The sequence below is a fragment of the Mesorhizobium sp. M7A.F.Ca.US.010.02.1.1 genome, from assembly GCF_004023085.1.
Classification (GTDB): domain Bacteria; phylum Pseudomonadota; class Alphaproteobacteria; order Rhizobiales; family Rhizobiaceae; genus Mesorhizobium.
The window spans coordinates 211,923-236,880 of the sequence record NZ_RZRV01000004.1 but is presented as its reverse complement, the minus strand read 5'-3'; the positions used below and the strand labels follow the sequence as shown (position 1 = coordinate 236,880).

Genomic DNA, 24,958 nt, shown 5'->3' with positions numbered 1-24,958 from the left:
TTAAGGATACAAACCCAGCAATCCAGCCTGCTTGCGTCAAATTTGACGAGAGTTTTCTCACGCGGAGGCAAGACTTCGCTAACCACGGCAGACAAAGGCGATGCGCCGAACGTTTCATTTCGTCGTCGAGGAGGCGCTTTCAGGCGGCTTCAAAATCCCAAAGTCTTCCGCTACGGCACCGCTTTTGTTTTGCCGGGAGCTGGATTAGCTTACGTTTGCGTAAGCGGCAGACCGGCGAGGCGGAGCGTCCGGCCGGACATCCACAGGGAGGAAGACATGTTTCGAAAACTGAGCCTGGCCCTTGCGGCCACATTGATCGTGGCGGGTGCGGCATGGGCCGATCCGATCGAAGGCAATTGGAAGACGCAGGCCGGCGAAACCGCGGCCATCGCCGGCGGCGGCTCGTTTTCCATCACCCTCAGGTCCGGGAAATATGCCGGCAAGACCATCGGCTCGCTCAAGGCGACGGGCGACAACAAATATGCCGGCAACATCACCGATCCGGCAAACGACAAGACCTATTCGGGCAAGGCGACATTGTCGGGCAGCTCTCTCAAGATGAGCGGCTGCGTGCTCGGCGGACTGATCTGCAAGAGCCAGACCTGGCACAAGCTCTGATCGACCGCACCCTTACGACATGATGACGGGGCCTCGACGGGCCCCGTTTTCGTTTTGTCGACACATCCTGCGCCGGTGATGCTCGATACCCGCCGGCGGCTATCCAAACCGACGCCGGCGCCGTCGAAGCCCCGTCAACCATCTTGAACCGCAGATGAACGCCGGCATCAGAGCCGGTTCAGTTGCATCAGGGCATTCTCCGGCGTGTTGAAGGAGACCGACCCAATGCTTGCTCGCCGCTTCACCATCGTCTGCCTGCTGGTGAGCCTGTTTGGAATGTTCTTCGCCATCCTCGTCGCCGAAGCGGGCCGTCCGGCCCGCGCCTGGGACGAAGCCAGTTCCGGAACCTGCCGCCTCGCCTGCCCCACCCATCTTCGCAACTGAACAAAGAACCAAGACCTCGAAAAGAAAAGCTGAAACACCATGAACCGCATCGCCGCCAACGCTCTCAAGACCATTCGGCTTCTGCCGCGGGCGGCGCTTATCCTGGCGGTTCTGGCCGCTCCGGTTCTGGCCGTGCCGATGATGCGCTCCGATGCCGGCTCGACGATCGACGCACCTGCCCTGAAGAAGTCCGGCGTCGGCTTTGTGCTCCTGGTCAGCCTGCAGCGCGGTTGAAGAAAAACGGCGCTTTGGCCGCCTTCGGTCGCGACACCCCTCCCAAGTGCCGATCCAAGTCTCTATATTGAGCCATGGAAAAGCGAATCTACCCACAAGCCATCGAATCTGTCGTCATGCCGGAGCCTTTTGGCCGGCAAAGCTTTGATAGCGCCGAAAAAGCCGTCAAGGCACTGCAGGCGCTTTACGACCGCAACACCAAATTCCTGCGCGACTCCTTCGCAGAGCTGGCGGCAGCAGGCGGCGACAATGGCAAGCGCTACCGGGCCTTCTATCCGGAGATCGGCGTCACCACCAACTCATTCACCCAGATCGACTCGCGCCAGGCCTATGGCCATATGCCGACGCCTGGGCATTTTTCCACCACCATCACCCAGCCGGGCCTGTTCGAAAGCTACCTCGTCGAGCAGTTGCGCCTGATCATGCGCAATCATGGGGTTGCGGTCACGGTGTCGGAATCGACCACACCCATCCCGCTGCATTTCGCCTTCCTTGAAGGCACCCATGTCGACGGCGCGACGGCAGAGCGCATCAAGCGGCCGATCCGCGACCTGTTCGATGTGCCGGATCTCGATGGCACCGACGACCAGATCGCCAACGGCACCTTCGAAGTCGCCTTTGGCGAGCCGAGGCCTCTGGCGCCCTTCACGGCGCAGCGCATCGATTATTCGCTGCACCGGCTGTCGCACTATACGGCGACCACGCCGCAGCAGTTCCAGAACTTCGTACTGTTCACCAACTATCAGTTCTACATCGACGAGTTCGTCGCCCGCGCCCGCGACCTGATGGCCAATGGCGGCGGCGGATACACGGAGTTCGTCGAGCCGGGCAATGTCATCACCAAGAGCGGGCAAAGCGCGCCCAGCGAAGGCGTTGCACCGCCGCGCCTGCCGCAGATGCCGGCCTATCACCTGAAGAAATCGGGACATGGCGGCATCACCATGGTGAATATCGGCGTCGGGCCTTCCAACGCCAAGACCATCACCGACCATATTGCGGTGCTGAGGCCGCATGCCTGGGTGATGCTCGGCCACTGTGCCGGCCTGCGCAACACCCAAGCGCTGGGCGACTATGTGCTGGCGCATGCCTATGTGCGCGAGGACCATGTGCTGGACGACGATCTTCCGGTCTGGGTGCCGATCCCGCCGCTGGCCGAGATCCAGGTGGCGTTGCAGGAAGCCGTCGCCGAAGTCACCGGCCTTACCGGCTACGACCTGAAGCGCATCATGCGCACGGGCACCGTCGCCACCATCGACAATCGCAACTGGGAACTGCGCGACCAGCGTGGCCCGGTCCAGCGTCTGTCGCAATCTCGCGCCATCGCACTCGACATGGAATCGGCGACCATCGCCGCCAATGGCTTCCGCTTCCGCGTTCCCTACGGCACGCTGCTGTGCGTTTCGGACAAACCGCTGCATGGCGAGTTGAAGCTGCCCGGCATGGCGACCGAATTCTACAAGCGCCAGGTGGCGCAGCACCTGACCATCGGCATCAGGGCGATGGAGAAGCTCGCGGAAATGCCGATGGAGCGGTTGCATTCGCGCAAGCTCAGAAGTTTTTCGGAAACGGCGTTCCAGTAGGCCGGTTCCACGCATCGCATGGGCATTTCGTCATCTTGATTGGGCCGCATTTCTGCCGATAAGCAGACGGCATGGAGAGAGCGAGCTTCGGGACATTGCTGATGTCGGTTGCATTCCTGGCAATGCTGGCCTGTTCGATCGCGCTGGTGGCCGGGTTTTTCGGAACGCTGCATCCGGCCTTCGATTCCTTCTCGCATTTCCGCGTCCACCTTGCCGTGCTGATGGCGCTTTGCGCGTTGCCGCTGCTGGCCACGACATTTCGTCTGCAAGCGGCCGTGGCACTGCTTTTTGCCGTGGCGGCCTTCGCCACCACTTCCGGCTCGCTGTCCTTCTCCCGCCTGTGGCCGGTTCAGGCCGCCTATGAAGCCAAGAACGAAGACCGGGCGATCTACAAGCTGCTGCAGATGAACCTGCGCTACGACAATCCAACGCCGAAGAAGGTGCTGTCGCTGATCGGCCGGACCAGTCCCGACGTGATCACCCTGGACGAGGTATCGGCGATGTGGGCGACCGAGCTTGGCTATATCAGCAGCGCCTATCCATACCGGATCCTCTGTCCCTATCCCAACGGCATATTCGGCGTCGCGCTGCTTTCGCGGCGGCCCTTTGCCGCCGGCACCGAGGCGCGTTGCGAAAGGCGCGGCGCCATGGCGACAGCGACCGTCGACTTCGGCGGCATCGACGTGGATGTCGCCGCGATCCATCTCAGTTGGCCGTGGCCACGCGAGCAGTACTGGCAGATCGGCGAGTTGACGGAGCCGCTTTCCGCGCTCGGCGAGACGGCCATCATGGCGGGCGACTGCAATGCCGCGCCGTGGAGTGCCGCCGTGCGGCGGGTCGCGGCGCTTGGCGGGCTGACCGTGATGCCGTCCGCCGATCCGACCTGGATCCCCATCAAGCTGCCGGACTTGCTGCGGCGCTTCGCCGGCCTGCCGATCGACCAGGTTTTCAGCAAGGGCGGCGTGACCATCCATTCCGCGACACGGCTGGAGGACACGGGCTCGGATCACCTTCCGGTCCTGGTGGAGTTCTCACTCAGGCTGAACCAGCAAAAGCCGCTTGATGAACATGAAACCGCGACCGCGGCCATAAGCCAGACCGATAAGACGCCAGGCTGAAGGATCAGGGCCTGACCAAAGCGATGACGAGATGCTGGACGTGGCCGCCATCGCGATGCTCGCGCGCATCGAAAGCGAGCTGCTTGGCCTCATATGCGGCATTGGTGGCCTTGATACGTCGCTGTGCCTCGCGACGTGTCTTGTAGCAGAACCGGTCGTCGGCAATCCTGAGGCCGGAGATCGATCTTTCCGTGGCCCGCATCATCTCCCTGGCGATGCGGCCGTGGGTTTCCTCATGGGCGCGGACGCCGGCGAAGAACCGCGTCCAGCGCTTCCGGAGCGTCGGCGTGGTGGCCGAGGCGACACGCGGAAACGTATAGAAGAGATTGAGCGTGCCGTTGGCACGCCGCAAGCGGCAAACGCCATTGTCCTGGCTGGTGTCAAGGTCCCAATCCACCGCGTAGCCGGTCAGCGCGATGGCATGCGTCATGAAGCCGTGCTTCGGCCCCTTGCGGTCCATAGCCTGCATCAGCGCCAGCCCCGTGTTGCCGGTGATGTCGTAGGTCCGCGTCTTGACCACCACCCTGGTGCCGGCCGAGGCCGCCGAAGCCAAACCGAACAGCGCACCGATCGCCACAAGGCATGCCAGAACCGCCAGGCGCATTGGCCATCTCCTTATCGTCAAGGAATGGAACCATAAGCGTGCGGCAGTTTCAACAGTCCTAATGTTTCACATGCCACGGGAGACCCCGAGCCGTCGTCGGGGTCTTTGCACGCTGTGGCCGGCGCGGGCCTACATGCCCTGGTAGACCGGGCCTTCTCCGCCTTGCGGCGGCACCCAGTTGATGTTCTGGTTCGGGTCCTTGATGTCGCATGTCTTGCAGTGGACGCAGTTCTGCGCGTTGATGACGAAGCGCACATCCTTGGCCGTGGGATCGGCGGCGGCATTGCCATCCTTGTCGACCCACTCGTAAACCCCGGCCGGACAGTAGCGCGTCGAGGGGCCCGCAAAGACATCGTGCTCGGACCGCTTCTGCAGTTCCATGTCGCCTACAAGCAGGTGGACCGGCTCGTTTTCCTCGTGATTGGTGTTGGACAGGAACACTGAGGACAGCCTGTCGAAGGTCAGCACGCCATCGGGCTTCGGATAGGCGATCTTCTTGTGCTGGGCGGCAGGCTCGAGCGTCGCATAGTCGGCCTTGCCATGCTTCAGCGTGCCGAAGGGCGAGACACCGAACAGCGTGTTCAGCCACATGTCGAGGCCGCCGAGGCCGACACCGACGATCGTGCCGAAGCGCGACCACAGCGGCTTGACGTTGCGCACCTTCTTCAAATCCTTGCCGATGTCGGTCGCGCGCCAGGCTTCCTCGTAGGAAGCGAGTTCGTCGTTGGCGCGCCCGGCACCGATCGCCTCTGCGACATGCTCGGCCGCCAGCATGCCGGACAGCACGGCATTGTGCGAGCCCTTGATGCGCGGCACGTTGACGAAGCCCGCCGCACATCCCATCAGCGCACCACCGGGGAAGGAGAGTTTCGGCACCGACTGCCAGCCGCCCTCGGTGATGGCGCGCGCGCCATAGCCGAGGCGCTTGGCGCCGTCGAAAGTCCCGCTGATCGCCGGATGGGTCTTGAAGCGCTGGAATTCCTCGAACGGCGACAGATAGGGGTTCTTGTAATTGAGGTGGAGGACGAAGCCGACCGCCACCTGATTGTCCTCGAGATGGTAGAGGAACGAGCCGCCGCCGGTCTTCAAGTCAAGCGGCCAGCCGAAGGAATGCTGGACCAGCCCCGGCCGGTGGTTCTCCGGCTTGACCTGCCAGAGTTCCTTCAGGCCGATGCCGTATTTGCCCGGTTCGCGGCCATCGGAAAGCTTGTACCTGGCGATCAGTTGCTTGGCGAGCGAGCCGCGAGCGCCCTCCCCGATCAGCACATATTTGCCCATCAGCGCCATGCCGGGTGCGAAGCCCGGACCGTGCGTTCCGTCCTTCTCGATGCCCATGTCGCCGGTGACGACGCCGGTGACGGCGCCTTGCTCATTGTAGAGCAGGCCGGCAGCGGCAAAGCCCGGATAGATCTCGACGCCGAGCGCTTCGGCCTTGGTCGCCAGCCAGCGGCAGACATTGCCGAGCGAGACGATGTAGTTGCCATGATTGTTCATCAGCGGCGGCATGAAAATGTTGGGCAGGCGAAACGAGCCGGCAGGGCCAAGGACCAGGAAATGGTCTGATGTGACCGGCGTCTTGAAGGGATGGCCGTCCTCATCGCGCCAGCCCGGCAAGAGCCGGTCGATGCCGATCGGATCGACAACGGCGCCGGAGAGGATATGGGCGCCGACCTCACCGCCCTTCTCCAGGACGACGACCGAAAGCTCGGGATTGACCTGCTTGAGGCGGATGGCAGCGGCGAGGCCCGCCGGTCCGGCGCCGACGATAACCACGTCGAATTCCATGCTTTCGCGTTCGATGTCGCTCATCAACCCCTCCGCACTGGCTTATCCCATTCGGGTATCTTGCTGGCTCCCGCGCTGCATAGCGCATCAATTGACGACAGGAAACCGGCGCATACGTGACAATGCCGTTTTGGCCAAAAAGTCGCGCATTGCGAGGCTGGAAGACTGCTTTTCGCCCGGCATTGCCTGCGAGGCGCGCGTTTTTAATTGTTCGACGGCTTGCTTATCGGCCATACTTCACGCCATGCGCATTCCTGGGCCAGCCGGCTTTTCATCGACGCGCTTTCTTTTCCCGCCCGGCCGGATCCGCCGGGCGCTCCTTTTGGCCCTTCTGATGCTGGCGCCGCATCACGCTGCCGCCGACGAAGTGAAGGTCTGGGCGGCAGGCGCCTACTCCTTCTCCGACGAGCTTGGCGGCTTCCGCATCACCGGCGCCTCGGGCATCGGGACGAAGGGCGATCCGTTCGTCATCACCGAAGAGCTGAATTCGTCAACGCCGGTGACGCTGACGATCCGCACGACAAAGCCGATCCAGGCCTTCGGCAAGGCCGGCGAATTCGCAAACGGCATGATGTATATGCGCATCGATGTGCTCAACAACAGCGGCCAGGCCTGGGTCGAATTCCAGTTCGAATTGCAGGAGATCCTGAATCGGCCGAGCGTGTTCGGCGACGGGCTTTCCTTCGACCAGCGCAACAAGACGCCGGACAATATTTTGTCGAGCAATTTCGCCGATTTCGATCGCGATTTCGAACCCTATGACCGGCTGCTGTTCCGGAATGGCAAGGTCGACCCGTTGAAAACCGCCAGGTTCGAATTCCTGATGACCGACTACACGCCGCGCTGGACCTTCTATCTGGTGCAGGATCCGCGCATACCGACGGGGTGAAATATGCCGGTATCTAAGCGATGCCGGCACGCGAACGGTGGCTCCCTGCGCTCCCGGCTGCGGCAAAGATGCGGGCCCCGCTGCGGGAATATTCGACTGTGATCGCCAACTAGTTGGCCGTCTCCGGATCAACGCCAAGCGGGGCGAAACGCTGGGCAAGCAGGTTGGTCAGCGGCGTTGAGGTCGATCAGCCCCGAATCCCCTGCAGCCGCGTGACGACGGTCAGATCGCTGATCACGTAGGACACCGGTTCGAAATTCGGCTGCACCTCGATCTCGGCGCTACCGCTCGACAGACGCGTGGCCAGCACATTGGAAGGCGCGGGCCGGAGGGTGTGATTCCGATCCATTCGCTGAGAGACGCCCGTGGCGGTAGGGGCGGGTATTACATGTCGGCTATTTCAAGAGTTTTAAACATAAAACTAATACTGCCACGACCTCGCCCCCGGCCAGAGCTGCCGCCCCCAAGATTAAGATTAATATTTGCCAAAATCAATTCGCCTATGAGATTTGTGCTTATGTCTCCTATTCTTACTCCTTCCAAATCAATAACGTCTATGAAATACGTGGTTGCCCCTCCAAATATTAAGCTGCACGGTCTCTTAACATATCCACAGCTGCCTTCGTAATTCCAATTCATATCCGGTGTAACCAGCTTCGCAGTCTGACTATCGAAATCGATATTTATTCGGTCCAAACTAACATCGTGGAATGAAAAGGAATTTATGAAATCCTCTGGTTTGTCGATTTTCTCCGTTGCCATTACAATATCCGATCTGTGTAAGTGCAGACACCCGCACACTTGTCTTTTACTCCGAATCTCAGCCTGCCACCAGCGCGCCGCCCAAGTATGCGGTGAGAGTGCACTATTTCCTTTGACCGCTGTCCAACAATTCCGTTGTTCGACTCATGTTTGGAACGCATACATTCGGTGAAGGTGCGCATTCCGGGTCCACTCTTGATGCATGGACACGTGGGATAAAAGTGCACGCCTTCCTGATGACCGACTATACGCCCAGATGGACCTTCTATCTGGTGCAGGATCCGCGCATACCGACGGGGTGGAGCAAGAGGCCAGCCTTGCAAATTGCCGCCACGCGGACGAATGTGAATCCATGACTGCTGCTTCCCCAAACAACAGACCTGATATTGCCGACCTGCTGGCCTTTTATGCCAGCGCGGGCGTCGACGAGGCGCTTGAAGACCAGCCGGTGAACCGGTTTGCCGAGGTTGCGCCAAAGCCGGCGGAGCGCGCGCCGACCGCGGCGCCTGCGGGCGGCACCGCCGCACAGCCGCGTTCGACAAATCGCCCCGAAGGGGGCGACAGGCCAAATGCGCCACCTGTTTTGCGCGCACCGTCGGCCACGGTTCCCGACGAAAATCAGGCAGCACTTGCCCGCCAATTGGCAACGACGGCAACAACGCTTGACGAGCTTCGCCAGCACATGGCGGCGTTCGACGGCTGCAATCTCAAGGCCACCGCCAAGAACCTGGTGTTCGCCGACGGCAACCCGGAAGCCGCCGTCATGCTGGTCGGCGAGGCACCCGGCCGCGACGAGGACATCGAGGGCCTGCCCTTCGTCGGCCGATCGGGCCGGCTGCTCGACCGCATGCTGGCGGCGATCGGGCTCGACCGTACTTCAGTCTATATCGCCAATGTCATTCCCTGGCGGCCGCCGGGCAATCGCACGCCGACGCCGCACGAAACCGAGATCTGCCGGCCCTTCATCGAGCGGCAGATCGAACTGGTCAATCCGAAGGTGCTGATCAACCTTGGCGGCCCGTCAGCCAAGACCTTGCTCAACACCTCGGAAGGCATATTGCGGCTGCGCGGCAACTGGCGCGCCCACACGACGGCGTCCGGCATCGCCATCCCGGCCATGCCGACGCTGCATCCGGCCTATCTCCTGCGAACCCCGTCGCACAAGAAGCTGGCGTGGCGGGATTTCCTCGAAGTCAAGGCGAAGCTGCGCGCGCTCACCTAGCGATAACCTCGCAGGTAATTGAAATGCACGCCTCTCCGGCCTAGTCATTCACTCATGACAACAGCCCAAACCTCCGCCGGCAGCCTCATTCGCGAGTGGCGCACGCGCCGCCGCATGTCGCAGCTCGACCTCGCGATGGAGGCCGAGATCTCGCAGCGACATCTGAGCTTCGTCGAAAGCGGCCGCGCCGCGCCCTCGCGCGACATGGTGCTGCATCTGGCCGAGCAATTGTCGATACCGCTGAGGCAACGCAATCAATTGCTGCTCGCCGCCGGTTTTGCGCCGAGCTTCGGCGAACGCTCGCTGACCGACACGACGCTGGCGCCGGCGATGGCGGCCGTCGAGATCGTCCTCAAAGGCCACGAGCCGTTCCCGGCACTCGCCGTCGACCGCCATTGGAACCTGGTCTCGGCCAATGCCGCCATTGCACCCTTCCTTGACGATGTCAGCGAGGCTTCGCTGCTGACGCCGCCGGTCAACGTGCTTCGCCTCAGCCTGCATCCCGGCGGCATCGCACCGCGCATCGTCAACCTTCAGGAATGGCGAACGCATCTGCTCGAGCGCCTGAAACACCAGAACGACGCGAGCGGTGACCCTGTGCTGGTCGAATTGGAGCGCGAATTGCGCAGTTACCCGTCCGGCTTGAAAGGCAGCCGGCCGGTGTCCGTCGAGCCAAATGCCATCGTGCATCCGCTCAGGCTGGCGCATGGCGATCAGGTGCTGTCGTTCATCAGCACCATCACTGTCTTCGGCACGCCGCTCGACGTGACGCTTTCGGAACTGGCGATCGAATCGTTTTTCCCCGCCGATGAACAGACGAGGACAGTGCTGGTTCGGTTGGCGAAGGAGCGAGCCGAGCTGTCGTAATCACCCTTCAGGCAAAGACGCCTTGCGCGTGCGGGTGCGCTCCAGGCCAAGCTGGCGTTCGCGCCAGATGATGAAGATGCCGGCGGCGACGACGATCAGGCCGCCGACAAGCATATGGAGCGTGGCGACGTCGCCGAAGACGAGATAGCCGACGACGACGCCGAGGATCATCGAGGTGTATTCGAACGGCGCCACCACCGAGGCCTCGGCATGGCGATAGGCCGCCGTCATCAGGATCTGGCCGAGGCCGCCGCAGAAGCCGGCGGCAACAAGGAGAGCTGCCTGGAGCGGCGTCAGCGCCTGCCAGCCGAATGGCAGCGACAGCAGCGACATGACGCTCGCCGTCACAGAAAACCACAGCACGATGGTCGCTGTGCGCTCGCTTTGCACGAGATTGCGCACCAAGAGCATGGCGACGGCCGAGATCGCCGCCGCGACAAGAGCGGCCATGACGCCGAGCACTTCCTGGTCGTCGAGCGCCTCGTCTGAACTCAGCAGCGTCAGTTCCGGCCAGGAGATGATCAGCACGCCGACCAGGCCGACCGCGACCGCACTCCAGCGATAGACACGGATGGCCTCGCCGAGGAAGATGGAGCTGAACACCACCACCAGCAGCGGCTGCGCGTAGTTCAGCGTGATCGCTTCCGGCAGCGGCAGTCGGGTCAACGCAAAAAAGCCGAGCCCCATGGCGCAGACGCCGACCAGGCCGCGGGCGATGTGGTTGAACGGACGCCTGGTGGTGAAGGCAGTGCCGAGTTCTTTCCTGAAAGCCAGGAAGGCGATGATCGGGAAGATGGCGAAGAAAGAGCGGAAGAAGACAATCTGGCCGGCCGGAACCGTGCCTGCGGCTTTGATGCAGGTCTGCATGCCGACGAAGACCGCCACCGACACGATCTTGAGCATGATGCCGGTAAGCGTGTCGTGCCCGCCGGCATCATCGCTGGCTGTGGCCGGGGGGCTGCCGGGGCCTGCTGTCACGCTCCCGACGCTTCTCGGATCGTCGCCCAGATACGCGCGGGCGTTGCCGGCATGTCGATGTGCTTGACGCCATAAGCGCGCCAGAGCGCGTCGGTCACCGCATTGAGTGCCGCCGGGGTCGAGCCGATGGTGCCGGCCTCGCCCGCGCCTTTGATGCCGAGTGCATTGGTGGTCGAAGGCACGTTGCGGGTCTCGAAATGGAAGAACGGGAAATTGTCGGCGCGCGGCATGGCGTAATCCATGAAGCTCGCCGTCAAAAGCTGTCCATCCTCGCCATAGATAGTGTCTTCGGTCAGTGCCTGGCCGATACCTTGCACGACGCCGCCATGCACCTGGCCGGCGAGCAGGATCGGGTTCACGGTGACGCCGAAATCGTCGACGATGGTGTAGCGGACGATCTCGGTCGCGCCGGTGTCGGGATCGATCTCGATCTCGCAGATATGGGTGCCGTTGGGATAGGTGCATTCGTCCTGCACGAACTCGCCAAAGCCCTTGAGATCGTCCGGCGTCTTGGCGGCCTTGGCGATAGCGGAAAAATCGAGCGAGCGATCGGTGCCGACGATGCGGGCGACACCGTCGGACAATTCGATGTCGCCGGCAGAAGCCTCCAGTTCGTCGGCTGCGATGCGCTTGATCTTGTTGGCCAGATCCTCGCCCGCGCGGGAAGCCGATACACCCCCCAGCGGTATGGAGCGCGAGCCGCCGGTGCCGCCGCCAGCCTTCAATTCATCGGTATCGCCCTGGCGGACATGGATCTTGTCGATGTGGAGATTGAGCTTTTCCGACAGGAACTGCGCATAGGCGGTGGCATGCCCCTGCCCGTTGGTCTGGGTGCCGATCTTCAGCGTCACCGTGCCGTCGCCATTGAGTTCGACGAAGGCCGGCTCCGAGCCCGGAAAGGCACAGGCCTCGATATAGGTCGCCATGCCGAGGCCGCGGATTTTTCCACCGACCTTCGATTGCGCCAGCCGCTCAGGAAACGCTTTCCATTCGGATTGCTCGATGGCGCGCTCCATATGGCCTTCGAATTCACCATTGTCGTAAAGGCGACCGGTCTGCGTCCGGTAGGGAAACTGCTCCGGACGGATGAAGTTGCGGCGGCGGATCTCCTCGACAGGCAGGCCGAGATCGTGCGCGCAGGCGTCGACGAGCTTTTCCAGCAGGAACGCTGCTTCCGGACGGCCGGCACCGCGATAGGCATCGACCGGGCAGGTGTTGGTGTAGAGGCCGGTCACCGAGACGTCGAGCGCCTGGATATCATAGACACCGGTCGACATGGTGACGCCGATATAGGGGATGAACGGACCGTATTGCGAGATATAGGCGCCGATGTTGGCGAGCAGGTCCACCTTCATGCCGAGAAAGCGGCCGTCCTTGTCCAGCGCCATCTCGGCCGTGACGAAATTGTCGCGCCCTTGCGCGTCGGTCAGGAAGTGTTCCGTGCGGTCGCCGGCCCATTTCACCGGGCGGCCAAGCCGCTTTGCCGCTTCCAGCACCAGCGGATATTCGCGGTAGACGAAGCTCTTCGGCCCGAAACCACCGCCGACATCAGGCGTGATGACGCGCAGCTGGTCCTTCTTGATCTTGAACACGCTGGCCAGGATATACTGCATGGAGTGCACGCCTTGCGACCCGGTGGTCAGCACGAAGCGCTTCTCCTCGACGTTCCATTCGCCGATCGCGGAGCGCGGCTCCATGTAGTTGCACACCAGCCGGTTGTTGACGAACTCGATGCGGGTGACATGGGCGGCCTTGGCGAAAGCCGCTTCGGTCTTTTTCTTGTCGCCCATGTGGTAGCTGAAGGCGCGGTTGGAACCAAGCTCCGGCCAGACCAGCGGCGTGCCTTCGGCCAATGCCGTTGCCGTCCCGGAGGCCGCATCTTCGCCGTCATAGTCGACATCGATCAGTTCGGCGGCATCCTGCGCCAAGGCTCGGCTGTCGGCGACGACGAAGGCAACGGCATCGCCGACATAGTTGACGCGGTCGCGGCACAGGATCGGGATGTCGCGCGTCGGAGCCTTGGTGCCGTCCGGCTGTTCCTGCATGACGCCGGATTTCAGATCGCCGAGATGGGCAAGATCCTTGCCGGTCAGCACCAGATGGACGCCAGGTGCTGCCTTCGCCGCCTCGGTCGAACCGATGGTGAAGCTGGCCTTGGCGACCGGCGAGCGCAGGACATAGCCATGCAGGACGCCAGCCGGCTGGATGTCGTCGGTATAGCGGCCCTGGCCCTGGATGAAGGCGGCATCCTCGCGCCGCAGCACGGATGCGCCCATGCCGAATTTCGGTGTGACGACGGTCATGGATGCCTCGTGATGATGACAGGAGAAGGAACGCCTGAAATAGGCATTGCCTCAGTTTTGTCGAGGGGCGGTTTCGTGTAAAGAGCGCGGACTTCAAATTTCTTGGACCAGCGGACACAATCCGCCGCCAACGCAATCGACAGGAAAACCCACGGAATGCGCACGGACACCGGCCAGGTCTTCAAACTCGAAGACTATCGCCCCAACGACTACCTCATTCCGAAAACCGACCTTACCTTCCGCCTTTCGCCAGACGCAACGCGTGTCACCGCCGTGCTCACGATAGAGCGTCGTGACGACGTCTCCGTGTCGGCACCGCTGGTGCTCGACGGCGACGGGCTGACCCTCAAGCGCATAGAGATCGACGGCAAGAAGGTAAAGCCGGCGGATCTGCTGGCGACGCCCGATCAACTGACCATCTTCAAGCCGCCGGCGGCGCGTCGCTTCCAGTTGCTCATAGAGACCGAGGTGGCGCCGGCCGGCAATGAAGCCCTGATGGGCCTCTACCGCTCGAGCCATGTCTACTGCACGCAATGCGAAGCCGAGGGCTTTCGCCGCATCACCTATTTTCTCGATCGTCCCGACATCCTGTCCGTCTACACGGTGCGCATAGAGGCAATACGTGACGAAGCGCCGCTGCTCCTGTCCAACGGCAACCCGGTCGACAGGGGCGACCTCGGCGACGGCTGGCACTATGCCGTGTGGCACGACCCTTTCCCCAAGCCGTCCTATCTGTTCGCATTGGTGGCCGGCAATCTCGGCCAGGTTGCGGACAGTTTCGTCACGCTATCGGGCCGCACGATCGAACTCGGCATCTATGTCGAGCCCGGCAAGGAGAAGCTGGCCGGCTACGCGATGGATGCCCTGAAGCGGTCGATGAAATGGGACGAGGAGGCGTTCGGCCGCGAATACGATCTCGACGTCTTCAACATCGTCGCCGTGTCCGACTTCAACATGGGCGCGATGGAGAACAAGGGCCTCAACATCTTCAACGACAAATATGTGCTGGCCGACCGGGAGACCGCGACGGACGCCGATTTCGCCAATATCGAGGCGATCATCGCGCATGAGTATTTCCACAATTGGACAGGCAACAGAATCACTTGCCGCGACTGGTTCCAGCTCTGCCTGAAGGAAGGCCTGACGGTTTTCCGCGATCACGAATTCTCTGCCGACCAGCGTTCGCGCGCGGTCAAGCGCATCGCCGAAGTGCGCACCTTGCGCGCCCACCAGTTTCCCGAGGACCAAGGTCCGCTGGCGCATCCGGTGCGGCCGCGCCGCTACCGCGAAATCAACAATTTTTACACCGCGACGGTCTACGAGAAGGGCTCCGAAGTGGTGCGCATGATCCGCACAATTCTCGGTGCCGACGTCTTTCGCGCCGGCATGGACCTCTATTTCGAGCGGCACGACGGTGACGCGGCGACGATCGAGGATTTCATCAAGGTGTTCGAGGATGCGTCCGGCCGCGACCTGTCGCAGTTCGCGCTCTGGTATCATCAGGCGGGAACGCCGAACCTGACGATCAGTTCGACGCACAATCCGGCCGCGCAAGAATTCACGCTCGAAATCGAGCAGTCGGTGCCGCCGACACCGTCCGAAAGCCGCAAGCGGCTGATGCACATCCCGCTGGCTTTCGGCCTGATCGGCGCCGGCGGCAAGCCTGTGCCGTATAGCGGCGTCGAAGGCGCCAGCGTCGAGGACGGCGTCATCCATATCCGCAAGCGTCGCCACATGGTGCGGTTCTCAGGCGTCACCGAGCGCCCGGCCGTGTCGCTCAACCGCGGCTTTTCGGCGCCGGTGACATTGTCCGTCGAGCAGAAAGCCGACGACCAGTTCTTTCTCGCCCGCCATGACAGCGACGCCTTCTCGCGCTGGCAGGCCTTCAACACATTGCTGACTGATGCACTGATATCAGCCTTCCGCGAGGTCCTCGGCGGCAAGCAGCCGGCCTTTGCACCGCGGCTGATCGAACTCGCCGGCAGCATCGCCGGTGACGAGACGCTGGAGCCGGCCTATCGAGCACTGGCGCTGGCATTGCCCGGCGAAGCCGACATCGCCCGCGACATCGGCAGGAACATCGACCCCGATGCCATCTATGCCGCTCGCGAGGCACTGGCGTTGGCGATCGGCACTGCGAACCGGGACGTTTTTTCGGGCCTCTACCGCAGCCTTGCCGACAGAGAAGCGTTCAGCCCCGACGCGGCGAGCGCCGGACGACGCGCCTTGCGCAACACCTTGCTGGATTATCTGTCGCTGCAGCCGGGTGGAGCAGCACTCGCCGCCGGGCATTTCCAGTCGGCGACCAACATGACCGACCGCGCGGCAGCACTTGCCGTGCTCGCGCATCGTCACCACGGTTCGCCCGAGACGGTCGAGGCGCTGGCGGCTTTCGAGACGACCTATGGGTCCGACCCGCTGGTCATGGACAAATGGTTCCAGATCCAGGCCAGCGTTCCGGGGCCGCAAACCGTCGACACCGTGAAGGCCCTGACCAACCACCCGGCCTTCTCGATGGGCAATCCAAATCGAGTTCGCTCGCTGATCGGCACCTTCTCCAGCGCCAACCAGACCGGCTTCCATCGTGCTGACGGCGAAGGCTACTGGTTCTTTGCTCAGACTGTGCTCGAGGTCGAAAAACGCAACCCGCAAGTGGCGGCAAGGCTGGCGACGGCGCTCAGATCGTGGCGTTCGCTCGAACCTTTGCGGCAAGCCAAGGCCAGGGAAGCGCTGCTGTCGATCGCCGGCGCCGAAAACCTGTCGGCGGATCTGCGCGATATCGTCGAGCGCACGCTGGCTTAGGGAGAGCGATCTCCCCCCTCGTGGGGGAGATCGACCATTTCGGCGTTATTTTAGTCGATTTTTAATCTTTTTTCGCCGGACCACTGGACAAGGCGAATCACCTTTGATTCTTTACTGACGATTCGGATGTGCGGCGTTTGCCGGATCACCAAGCAGCATAGGCAATTCGGGGAGTGCCATTTATGGCGAAGGCGGACGCGTGGGGCGCGCCCGGAGGGACGGTTTTTGCGCATCGCGAGACGCGCGGCGACGGTCTTGCCGGGAATACGCGGCTCATCGCCGAACCGGCCTACCGGCGGCTTCTGGCCGCCGAGCCGCTGCTGCGCCGATCAATACCCGCCCTCATCATCACATTCCTGATCGTCATCGCGGCGCTGCGCGTGCTGTCACTGATGAACGAGCGCGACGATGTCGAGCGCAATGCCAAGGCGATCCTGACGCTGGCGGCGGGCCAGCTGGCCAGTTCGCTCGCCACCACCTCGGAAACGGTGCCCGGCGCCATACAGGATCTGCTGGAGACCACCAGCCGTCAGGGCGCGATGGGCCGCAGCCATGTGCTTGTCATCACCGACAGCGCTTTCAAGATCGTCGCGGTGACGCCGCGCTCGATGCCATGGCAGGGCCATTCGCTGGACGGCCTCGTCGAGGGCGGCCAGCCCTTGTTCATGTTCGGCGATCGTGCCGGCGTCATGGACGTCAACATCGACGGACGGGACTGGTACGCGGCGGTCAGCCTGGCGGATGGCGGAAAGGGCGCATCGGCGGCCCTGGTGCCACAGGACGCGGTTTTCGATGCCTGGCGCAAGACCGTTTCGCTGAACGTCACCCTGTTCGTGCTGACGGCCGGCGTGCTGATCGTCATCCTCTATGCCTATTTCGGCCAGGCCGCGCGTGCGCAGGCGGCCGACCGCATCTACCTCGAAGCGCATCAGCGCATCGACATGGCGCTGGTTCGCGGCCGCTGCGGCCTGTGGGACTGGGACATGGTGCGCGGCAAGATGTACTGGTCGCGCTCGATGTACGACATGCTCGGCTACAAGCCGTGCGAAACGATGCTGTCCTTCGGCGAGGTCGATCAGATCATCCATCCCGAAGACGGCGACCTGTTCGAGCTCGCCAACAGAATTGTCGCACGCGAGATCGACCATATCGACCAGGTGTTCCGGATGCGGCATTCCGACGGCCAATGGGTCTGGATGCGCGCGCGGGCACAAGTCATCGATCCGGAGGCCCCGGAGATCCAGTTGATCGGCATCGCCGTCGACGTCACCGAACAGCGTCATCTGGCGCTGCGTTCCGAGGCGGCCGACCTTCGCCTCAGAACGGCGATCGAGAACATCAACGAATCCTTCGTGCTGTGGGATTCGACGCAGCGCCTGATCATGTGCAATTCCAAATACCAGCAGGACAACGGGCTTTCGGACCGCGACGTGATGCCGGGCACCGCGCGCGCGGCGCTGGAAGAACGCATGCTGGCCTTTGCTTCCGAACGGCGGCTTGCCCACACCAGCGGCCTGCAGGGCGGCGCCACTTTCGAGCGGCAGCTGGCCGATGGCCGCTGGCTGCAGGTCAACGAACTGAAGACCCGGGACGGCGGCATCGTCTCGGTCGGCTCCGACATCACCCAGATCAAGCTGCACCAGGAGAAGCTGGTCGACAGCGAGCGACGGCTGATGGCAACGATCCATGATCTCAGCCTCGCGCGGCGGGCCGAAGAGGAGCGTTCGCGCGAACTGGTCGACCTCAACCGCAAATACATGAAGGAAACCGAACGCGCCGAAGCGGCGAACCGGGCCAAATCCGAATTCCTGGCCAACATGTCGCATGAGTTGCGCACGCCGCTGAACGCCATCATCGGCTTCTCCGAACTGATGGAACAAGGGCTGTTCGGCCCGCTCGGATCGGAGCGCTACGAGGAATATGCCACCGACATCAACAGCAGCGGAAAATATCTGCTGGGCGTCATCAACGACATTCTCGACATGTCCAAGATCGAGGCCGGCCAATTCTCGCTGGACCGGGAAGAGATCGATCTTGGCCCGCTGATCAGCGAAACGGTTCGCGTCGTCTCGCTGCAGGCGGCGCAAAAGGCCATCACCGTGGAAACGCGCATTGCCGATGCGCTGACGCTGGTCGCCGATCGCCGCGCGATCAAGCAGATCGTCATCAACCTTTTGTCCAATGCGGTGAAATTCACCGGCCAGGGCGGCCACATATCGGTCAGGGCCCGCAACACATCCGGCGCGCTGGTGCTGACGATCGAGGACAATGGCTGCGGCATTCCCAAGGAGGCGCTCGGCAAGCTAGGACGGCCCTTCGAGCAGGTGCAGAACCAGTTCTCCAAGAGCCATGCCGGGTCTGGCCTTGGCCTTGCCATCTCACGTTCGCTGGCCGAGCTTCAGGGCGGCGCGCTGAAGATCCGGTCGAGCGAAGGTGTCGGCACGATCGTGTCGGTGCGCATTCCGGTGAAGAGGGCCCTGCCGGCGATCAAGGTTGCAGCGTGAATATTTTATCACCATCCCAGGCCTGATCCCACCTCATGGACGCGAGGTGAAACGCTTTGACAAAGTTATCTATTTTATCCACCTTAGATAAGAAAGGTAGACTTTGTCATGCGAGTGACTTCAACAGAATTCCAGCAGAATGTCGGGCGTTTTCAGGACGCTGCCCAGCGTGCGCCGGTCGCAATCACAAAGAATGGCCGGACCCACACGGTACTCCTGTCGGCGGCGATGTTCGAGGTGTTGGTCAAGGGACGAGTCGCCCGTAACGCGGAAGAACTGGATGATGAGACGCTGAACGCCATCGCCGAAAGCGCCGTACCGAGCGAATATGCCGGGCTCGATGCGATGCTCAAAGACTGGACACCGTGAGCCTGCCCAAACCTATCCCGGGTCTGGTGATTTCCTATTCTTACCTCTGGGTGAGAGAACACGAAAGGGTGCCGAAGAAGGTCGCAAAAACCGACCATGCGCCATTGTCGCCGCGCGCCGGGTCGTGGAGGGCCGTGAAGTCATAACGGTCGTTCCGGTCACACACTCGCCACCGGCTGATCCTGCCGATGCAGTAGAAATACCTGCGCCACTCAAAGCCCATCTCGGCCTCGATGACACGCCGTCATGGATCGTCGTGACCGAAACCAATGACTTCCTCTGGCCGGGTCCCGATCTCAGGCCCATCGCGGGAAGCAAACCGTCCCGATTCGACTATGGTATGCTGCCGCCGCGCTTCTACGCCTATCTGCGGGAGAGAATTTTGCAGGCTCACGCACGCCGCGCGCTCCGGCAGATTCGGCGAACAGAGTAGCTGCATGAGACTGGAAAACACGAAACGTCTTCAATTCCAAGGGACGATCGCTTCACGGTGATCCCGAACGAAACAAAAGATCAAAGTCCTTCCTGACCTTCTGCGACGTCTCCTTGAGGTGTGCTTCCAGCACACCGAAATCCGGCAAGTCGGTCACCGCCAGAAGCAGATCCGAAAGCCCCGGCGGAACGTCGTCGCGCTCGAAGGCTCCGGTGAGGCACAGCCGCGTCATCTGGGTCAGTGCAAGATAGAGCGCGTAGGCATCGCCAAGCTCCTGCCTTATCCCGGCATCGGCGAAGCCCGATGCAAGGCGCGACAGGATCTCGGCGGTGCCGGTGGCGCGGCGCCCGGTCTCGACCTGCCCGGTGATGACGGCCACCTGGGCGATGAATTCCAGATCGATCAATCCTCCGGGAATAAGCTTGATGTCCCAGAGATCGCGCGGCGGCTTTTCCTTCTCGATCATGGCCCGCATGTCCGCAGCCTCGGCCATCACCTTGGCGGCGTCGCGCGGCTGTCCAAGCACCGTCGCCACTTCCGCTTCAACCTCGCCGCACAGGCTGGCGTCGCCGGCAATGGCGCGGGCGCGGGCCAGCGCCATGTGCTCCCAGGTCCAGGCCTCCTGGCGCTGGTATTTCTTGAAGGCATCGATATGGGTGGCCACCGGCCCCTTGTTGCCGGACGGCCGCAGGCGCAGGTCGAGTTCGTAGAGCACGCCCTCCGCCGTCGGCGCCGACACCGCCGCGATCAGCCTTTGCGTCATGCGGGTGTAGTAATGCGAAGGCGCCAGCGGCTTGTCACCGTTGGACTCTTCGGCATCCGGCGCGTGGTCGTAGAGCAGGATCAGGTCGACATCCGATCCGGCAGTCAACTCGCGGCTGCCGAGCTTGCCCATGCCGAGCAGCGAAACCACGCCGCCGGCAATGGTGCCGTGGCGTGCCGCGAATTCGGCCGTCACCGCCTTCAACGCAGCCTCGATGGTGAGATCCGCCAGATCGGAAAAGGCGCGGCCGGCCCGCGCCGGATCGATCGAGCCGGCGAGCAGCCGGACACCAATCAGGAATTTCTGCTCGGAGGCAAAAATGCGCAGCCGGTCGAGCACATCCTCGTAAAGTCGGTCGCCCTCGACGAAGGCGGAAAGTCGCGCCGACAGATAGGCGCGGTCCGGTAGTTCGGTGAGCAAGGCCGGGTCGAGCAAACCATCGAAGACATGCGGCCTGCGGGTGATGATCGCCGCCAGCCGGGGGGCGGCCCCCATGATCGTCGCCAGAAGCTTCAGCAGGGCAGGATTGGACTGCAGCAGGGAGAACAGCTGGATGCCAGCCGGCAGGCCGGCGAGAAACTCGTCGAAGCGCATCAGAGCTTCGTCGGCCCGGCGCGTCTGGCCGAAGGCGCGCAGCAGCGCCGGCGTCAGTTCCGTCAGCCGCTCGCGTGCCTCCGCCGACTGGGTGAGGCGATAGCGGCCGAAATGCCAGCCACGGATGACGCGGCAGATGTCGCTTGGCCGCTGAAAGCCGAGCCCGTGCAAGGTCTGCAGCGTATCGGGATCGTCGACATCGCCGGTGAAGACCAGGTTGCCGATGCCGGTCGACAGTTCGGGTGCTGTTTCGAACAGTGCCGCGTAGTGACGTTCGACCTGCTGCAGCGAGGCACGGAACGCTTGAGAAAAGGCAGAAGCATCGGCAAAGCCGAGCATGTAGGCGATGCGCTCCAGGCCTTCATCATCTTCCGGCAGCGTGTGCGTCTGCTCGTCGGCAACCATCTGCACGGCGTGTTCGACGCGGCGCAGGAACCAGTACTGGCGGGCGAGCGCATCGCGCGCATCGGCGGTGATCCAGCCGCGGGTCGCAAGCTCGCCGAGCATCGGCACGGTCTCGCGGCCACGCAGTTCAGGGAAGCGTCCGCCGGCGATGAGCTGCTGGGTCTGGACGAAGAACTCGATCTCTCGAATGCCGCCGCGGCCAAGCTTGACGTTGTGGCCTTTGACCGCAATCTCGCCATGGCCCTTGTGGGCGTGGATCTGGCGCTTGATCGAATGGACGTCGGCAATCGCCGCGTAGTCCATGTATTTGCGCCAGATATAGGGCTGCAACTCCTTGAGGAAGGCCGCACCCGCGGCCAGATCGCCTGCCACCGGGCGTGCCTTGATCATCGCGGCGCGCTCCCAGTTCTGGCCGCGTGCCTCATAGTAGCGCAATGCCGCCTCGACCGGGATCGCCAGCGGTGTCGAACCGGGGTCTGGGCGCAGTCTCAGATCGGTGCGGAAGACATAACCGTGTTCGGTGCGGTCCTGCAGGATGCGCACCAGGCGGCGCGTCAGCCTCGAAAACAACTCGGTGGCGTCGAGCGGATCGACGACGGCGGGCGCTTCCGGATCAAAGAAAACCACCAGATCGATGTCGGAGGAAAAATTCAGCTCATGCGCGCCGAGCTTGCCCATGCCGAGCAGGATCCAGCCCGACTGTTTCGAAGGATTGCCGACATCCGGCAGTTTGAGTTTGCCCTGGCCATGCGCGTCACGCAGCAGGAAGTCGACGGCCGCACGGGTGCAGGCGTCTGCAAGATCGCTCAATCGCCGGACCGTCAGCGCCGTTTCGGCCTCGCCGGCAAGATCGGCCAGCGCGATCAGGAAATGCGCCTCCGCCTTCCACTGGCGCAGCTCCATCATCAGGCCGGATTCCGAGACTGCTTCGGTTAGATGCACCTGGTCGATGGCGGCGCCGATCGCCTTCAGCCGAGCCTCGATCGTCTGCTCGAACAGCCCGTCCAGGATTTGCGGCCGGCGACGTGCGGTATCACGCAGGAACGGCGACAGATCGAAGACGGCGGCAAGGAAATCCTGGCCCTCCCCTTTGCCTGCCAGGAACTTGGCCAGCCGCGTCAGTCCTTCTTCGCGCGCGGCGGAAGCGATCTCGGCCAGTTCCAACCGCGCACGGTCCTTGTCGAGCGGAGCAAGCTTGGCAGCCGGCTTCAGCAGCCATCCAGTCTCCACCCGCTTCGCTGCAGTGCTCATCAGTGATCCTCCCGAGCCGGGAAACTCATGACCACGGATAGTCCAGGATTGCCAGGCAAGAGTTCAAGCCGGCCATTGTGGAACGTCATGACCGCCTTGGCGAGGCTGAGGCCAAGACCGGAACCCGGCTGCGAACGGCTCTTCTCCAGCCGCACGAAACGTTCCGTGGCGCGGGCGCGGTCGCCATCGTCGGGAATGCCGTGTCCATTGTCGGCAACGGACAGGCGAACGTCCGCACCGGCTCGCTCGAGCGTGACGCGCACCGCCGGCTGGGCATTGGCGCCGGTGGAATATTTGATGGCGTTGTCGACGATGTTCGACAGCGCCTGGCCGATCAGTTCGCGGTTGCCGTTGACGGACACCGCCTCGCGCGCGTCTGCTTCCAGTGACACGCCTGCCTCTTCCGCCACCGGCTCGTAGAGTTCGACGACATCGCGCACGGCCTCCGCCAGATCGACGCGGTTGGTGTTCTCCGAGGAGTAGCCAGCCTCCAGCCGGGAAATCATCAGGATGGCGTTGAAGGTTTTTATCAACTGGTCTGACTCGGCAATGGTGCCTTCCAGCGCCTGCCGGTAATCGGTGGGCTTTTGCTTGCCCGAAAGCGTCGCTTCGGCCCGATTGCGCAGCCGGGTCAGCGGCGTCTTCAGATCATGCGCGATGTTGTCGGAAACCTGCTTCAGGCCTTCGTTCAGCGCGGCGATCCTGGCCAGCATGGCATTGAGATTTTCGGAGAGCCGGTCGAACTCATCGCCAACCCCCGTCACGGGCAGCCTGCCCGACAGATCGCCGCCCATAATGCGGCGGCTGGCTTCCGACACGCTGTCGATGCGCTTCAGCGCGGCGCGGCCGACAAAAAACCAGATCAGCAATCCGCCCAGCCCCATCATGCCGAGCGCCAGCATCAGCGCACGGCGGATGACCGCACGAAACCGCTCCGGCTCGCCAAGGTCGCGGCCGACCAGCATGATCATCTGGTTCGGCAGCCGCAGCACCAGCGCTATGGCGTTGTGGCCCTTTTCGCCCTGCGCCTGCGCATCGTTCTGCTCGGATTGGGTGGTGGTACCCTGCTCGGCGGGAAGGTTGCGCAGGCGCTCGAGCTCTCCCTCGCCAAAGCGCTGATAAGAGAACGGACTGCTGGTCCAGCCTTCGTTCTCGAGAACGCCCGGCTCCAGGCTCTGCACATTGCCGGTCAGGATTTGGCCGTTGGCGTCGGCGATCAGGTAAAGGTTGGCGCCGGGCTGGCGCGAGCGCTGTTCCACCACGCGTACCAGGATCGGCAGGCCACCGCGCTGATAGGCGCGGGCAAGGCCGAGCACTTCGTCATTGATGGTCTCCTGCGTCTGTGCGGTCAGCATTCGCGCCGACAGCGACGTCATGTAGAAGACGAGCGCCACCGCGCAGAGCGCGAAGAGCAGGAAGTAGAGCGCCGAAAGCCGCGCTGCCGTCGTCTTCATGATGGCTGGCACGGAAAGAGCCATGCCGCAGCTAGCCGCTCTTCAGCATATAGCCGGCGCCGCGAACCGTATGCAGGATGGGCTTGTCGAAGCCCTTCTCGATCTTGCCGCGCAGCCGCGAGACATGGACGTCGATGACATTGGTCTGCGGATCGAAATGGTAGTCCCAGACATTTTCCAGCAGCATGGTGCGTGTCACCACCTGGCCGGCATGCCGCATCAGATATTCGAGCAAGCGGAATTCACGCGGCTGCAATGTGATCTCGCGTGACGCACGGCGGACCGAATGCGACAGCCTGTCGAGTTCGAGATCGCCGACGCGGTAGACGGTTTCGGCTTCCTTGGCGCTGGCGCGACGGTTCAGAACCTCAACGCGGGCGAGAAGCTCGGAGAAGGCATAGGGTTTCGTCAGGTAGTCGTCGCCGCCGGCGCGCAGCCCCGTGACCCTATCATCGACCTCGCCGAGCGCCGACAGGATCAGCACTGGCGTTGTGTTGCCCCTGGACCGGAGACCGGCAATGACCGACAGGCCGTCGCGACGCGGCATCATCCGGTCGATCACCATCACGTCGTAGTCGCCGGCGTCGGCGAGCGCAAAGCCGGTTTCGCCGTCACCGGCGACATGAGCGGTGTGACCGGCCTCGGCAAAGGCTTTCTGCAAGTAATCCGCAGCCTCGCGATCGTCTTCTATGACGAGAATCTTCATAGGGCTGTTATACGCGATTTCGCCGGAAGGTTGAGTGGCAGACATCTGCATTGTGGCCTTTGCCAAAGCGCACCGCGATCAAGATTGCCCGAAGCCGTGCGCGATAAAGCTGCTCGCCGCCGATGTCGTTTGCATCGGATCGCGGAAGCGCTTTTGAAAGTGTGCGGCAGCGGACGATGGGAAGCCCGCTGCCGCCGGGGGAAGGCGCGATGACTGACTAACGCGCGCTCCTCCATGCTTTCCCGCACGGCGGCTCGGGGTATTGAAACTGCCGCACTGGAAAAGTCCAACCTGCCGCCGGAACGCCCTCACCCACCTGGAAAGGCCGAGAGA

The 24,958-nt window shown here is 62.7% G+C and carries 21 protein-coding genes; 11 read left to right on the top strand and 10 right to left on the bottom strand.

What is annotated here, in order from left to right:
- Positions 1–276: 276 nt before the first annotated feature.
- The 5 genes from EOA19_RS06090 (at position 277) to EOA19_RS06075 (ending at position 3,934) form a co-directional block, all read left to right on the top strand.
- Positions 277–618: a DUF2147 domain-containing protein gene (locus EOA19_RS06090; RefSeq protein ID WP_023812839.1), complete on the top strand. Its 342-nt coding sequence runs from the start codon at positions 277–279 to the stop codon at positions 616–618.
- A 225-nt stretch (positions 619–843) separates the two neighbouring features.
- Positions 844–1,002, top strand: a complete 159-nt coding sequence (locus tag EOA19_RS35215) for a hypothetical protein (RefSeq protein WP_164892865.1) — start codon at positions 844–846, stop codon at positions 1,000–1,002.
- Positions 1,003–1,041: 39 nt separating this feature from the next.
- Positions 1,042–1,236 (top strand): hypothetical protein, encoded by a 195-nt coding sequence (locus EOA19_RS06085; RefSeq protein WP_128303015.1) that lies wholly within the window; start codon positions 1,042–1,044, stop codon positions 1,234–1,236.
- A 116-nt stretch (positions 1,237–1,352) separates the two neighbouring features.
- Positions 1,353–2,816: an AMP nucleosidase gene (locus tag EOA19_RS06080; protein ID WP_245486076.1), complete on the top strand. Its 1,464-nt coding sequence runs from the start codon at positions 1,353–1,355 to the stop codon at positions 2,814–2,816.
- Between the two features lie 101 nt (positions 2,817–2,917).
- Positions 2,918–3,934: an endonuclease/exonuclease/phosphatase family protein gene (locus tag EOA19_RS06075; protein ID WP_245486074.1), complete on the top strand. Its 1,017-nt coding sequence runs from the start codon at positions 2,918–2,920 to the stop codon at positions 3,932–3,934.
- 4 nt (positions 3,935–3,938) lie between these two features.
- Here EOA19_RS06075 and EOA19_RS06070 read toward each other — a convergent pair whose 3' ends face one another.
- The 3 genes from EOA19_RS06070 to EOA19_RS35210 all read right to left on the bottom strand — a co-directional run bounded on the left by EOA19_RS06070 (position 3,939) and on the right by EOA19_RS35210 (position 6,557).
- Positions 3,939–4,538, bottom strand: a complete 600-nt coding sequence (locus tag EOA19_RS06070; RefSeq protein WP_023812834.1) for a DUF922 domain-containing protein — start codon at positions 4,536–4,538, stop codon at positions 3,939–3,941.
- A gap of 129 nt (positions 4,539–4,667) precedes the next feature.
- Positions 4,668–6,347, bottom strand: coding sequence for an electron transfer flavoprotein-ubiquinone oxidoreductase (locus tag EOA19_RS06065; protein WP_127292621.1), 1,680 nt, complete (start codon positions 6,345–6,347; stop codon positions 4,668–4,670).
- A gap of 63 nt (positions 6,348–6,410) precedes the next feature.
- Positions 6,411–6,557, bottom strand: a complete 147-nt coding sequence (locus EOA19_RS35210; RefSeq protein ID WP_155930595.1) for a hypothetical protein — start codon at positions 6,555–6,557, stop codon at positions 6,411–6,413.
- Between the two features lie 10 nt (positions 6,558–6,567).
- Here EOA19_RS35210 and EOA19_RS06060 point away from each other — a divergent pair, with 10 nt between their 5' ends.
- Complete coding sequence (locus tag EOA19_RS06060; protein ID WP_128303013.1) at positions 6,568–7,212, top strand: hypothetical protein; 645 nt, start codon at positions 6,568–6,570, stop codon at positions 7,210–7,212.
- Positions 7,213–7,399: 187 nt separating this feature from the next.
- Here the strand turns inward: EOA19_RS06060 and EOA19_RS35205 are convergent, their stop codons facing one another.
- Positions 7,400–7,561, bottom strand: a complete 162-nt coding sequence (locus EOA19_RS35205) for a hypothetical protein (RefSeq protein WP_164892863.1) — start codon at positions 7,559–7,561, stop codon at positions 7,400–7,402.
- A gap of 35 nt (positions 7,562–7,596) precedes the next feature.
- Positions 7,597–7,974 carry a hypothetical protein gene (locus tag EOA19_RS06055; RefSeq protein ID WP_128303012.1) on the bottom strand — a complete coding sequence of 126 codons (378 nt, stop codon included), beginning with the start codon at positions 7,972–7,974 and terminating at the stop codon, positions 7,597–7,599.
- Between the two features lie 352 nt (positions 7,975–8,326).
- On the opposite strand from EOA19_RS06055, the gene EOA19_RS06050 reads away from it, so the two are divergent.
- Positions 8,327–9,196 carry a uracil-DNA glycosylase gene (locus EOA19_RS06050; protein ID WP_128303011.1) on the top strand — a complete coding sequence of 290 codons (870 nt, stop codon included), beginning with the start codon at positions 8,327–8,329 and terminating at the stop codon, positions 9,194–9,196.
- A gap of 54 nt (positions 9,197–9,250) precedes the next feature.
- A complete protein-coding gene (locus EOA19_RS06045) occupies positions 9,251–10,063 on the top strand; it encodes a helix-turn-helix transcriptional regulator (RefSeq protein WP_128303010.1) in 813 nt (270 codons plus the stop codon).
- Here the strand turns inward: EOA19_RS06045 and EOA19_RS06040 are convergent, their stop codons facing one another.
- Complete coding sequence (locus EOA19_RS06040) at positions 10,064–11,041, bottom strand: DMT family transporter (RefSeq protein ID WP_128303009.1); 978 nt, start codon at positions 11,039–11,041, stop codon at positions 10,064–10,066. It lies immediately after the preceding gene.
- The gene (locus tag EOA19_RS06035) at positions 11,038–13,344 is read right to left on the bottom strand and encodes a xanthine dehydrogenase family protein molybdopterin-binding subunit (RefSeq protein WP_128303008.1); all 2,307 of its coding nucleotides are present in this window, start codon (positions 13,342–13,344) and stop codon (positions 11,038–11,040) included. The genes EOA19_RS06040 and EOA19_RS06035 overlap by 4 nt, the downstream gene beginning before the upstream one ends.
- Positions 13,345–13,500: 156 nt before the next feature.
- Here EOA19_RS06035 and pepN point away from each other — a divergent pair, with 156 nt between their 5' ends.
- The 3 genes from pepN to EOA19_RS06020 all read left to right on the top strand — a co-directional run bounded on the left by pepN (position 13,501) and on the right by EOA19_RS06020 (position 19,019).
- A complete protein-coding gene (gene pepN / locus EOA19_RS06030; protein ID WP_128303007.1) occupies positions 13,501–16,146 on the top strand; it encodes an aminopeptidase N in 2,646 nt (881 codons plus the stop codon).
- 182 nt (positions 16,147–16,328) lie between these two features.
- Positions 16,329–18,650 carry a PAS domain-containing sensor histidine kinase gene (locus EOA19_RS06025; protein ID WP_128303006.1) on the top strand — a complete coding sequence of 774 codons (2,322 nt, stop codon included), beginning with the start codon at positions 16,329–16,331 and terminating at the stop codon, positions 18,648–18,650.
- Positions 18,651–18,758: 108 nt separating this feature from the next.
- Positions 18,759–19,019: a type II toxin-antitoxin system prevent-host-death family antitoxin gene (locus tag EOA19_RS06020; protein WP_023812822.1), complete on the top strand. Its 261-nt coding sequence runs from the start codon at positions 18,759–18,761 to the stop codon at positions 19,017–19,019.
- A gap of 485 nt (positions 19,020–19,504) precedes the next feature.
- Here EOA19_RS06020 and EOA19_RS06010 read toward each other — a convergent pair whose 3' ends face one another.
- Genes EOA19_RS06010 through EOA19_RS06000 form a run of 3 tightly spaced genes read right to left on the bottom strand, consistent with a single transcriptional unit; the run spans position 19,505 to position 24,625 of the window.
- Positions 19,505–22,465 carry a bifunctional [glutamine synthetase] adenylyltransferase/[glutamine synthetase]-adenylyl-L-tyrosine phosphorylase gene (locus EOA19_RS06010; RefSeq protein ID WP_128303005.1) on the bottom strand — a complete coding sequence of 987 codons (2,961 nt, stop codon included), beginning with the start codon at positions 22,463–22,465 and terminating at the stop codon, positions 19,505–19,507.
- Positions 22,465–23,943 carry a HAMP domain-containing sensor histidine kinase gene (locus EOA19_RS06005; RefSeq protein ID WP_023812819.1) on the bottom strand — a complete coding sequence of 493 codons (1,479 nt, stop codon included), beginning with the start codon at positions 23,941–23,943 and terminating at the stop codon, positions 22,465–22,467. Before EOA19_RS06005 ends, EOA19_RS06010 begins: the two co-directional genes overlap by 1 nt.
- 7 nt (positions 23,944–23,950) lie before the next feature.
- Positions 23,951–24,625 (bottom strand): response regulator transcription factor, encoded by a 675-nt coding sequence (locus EOA19_RS06000; protein WP_023812818.1) that lies wholly within the window; start codon positions 24,623–24,625, stop codon positions 23,951–23,953.
- Positions 24,626–24,958 lie beyond the last annotated feature (333 nt).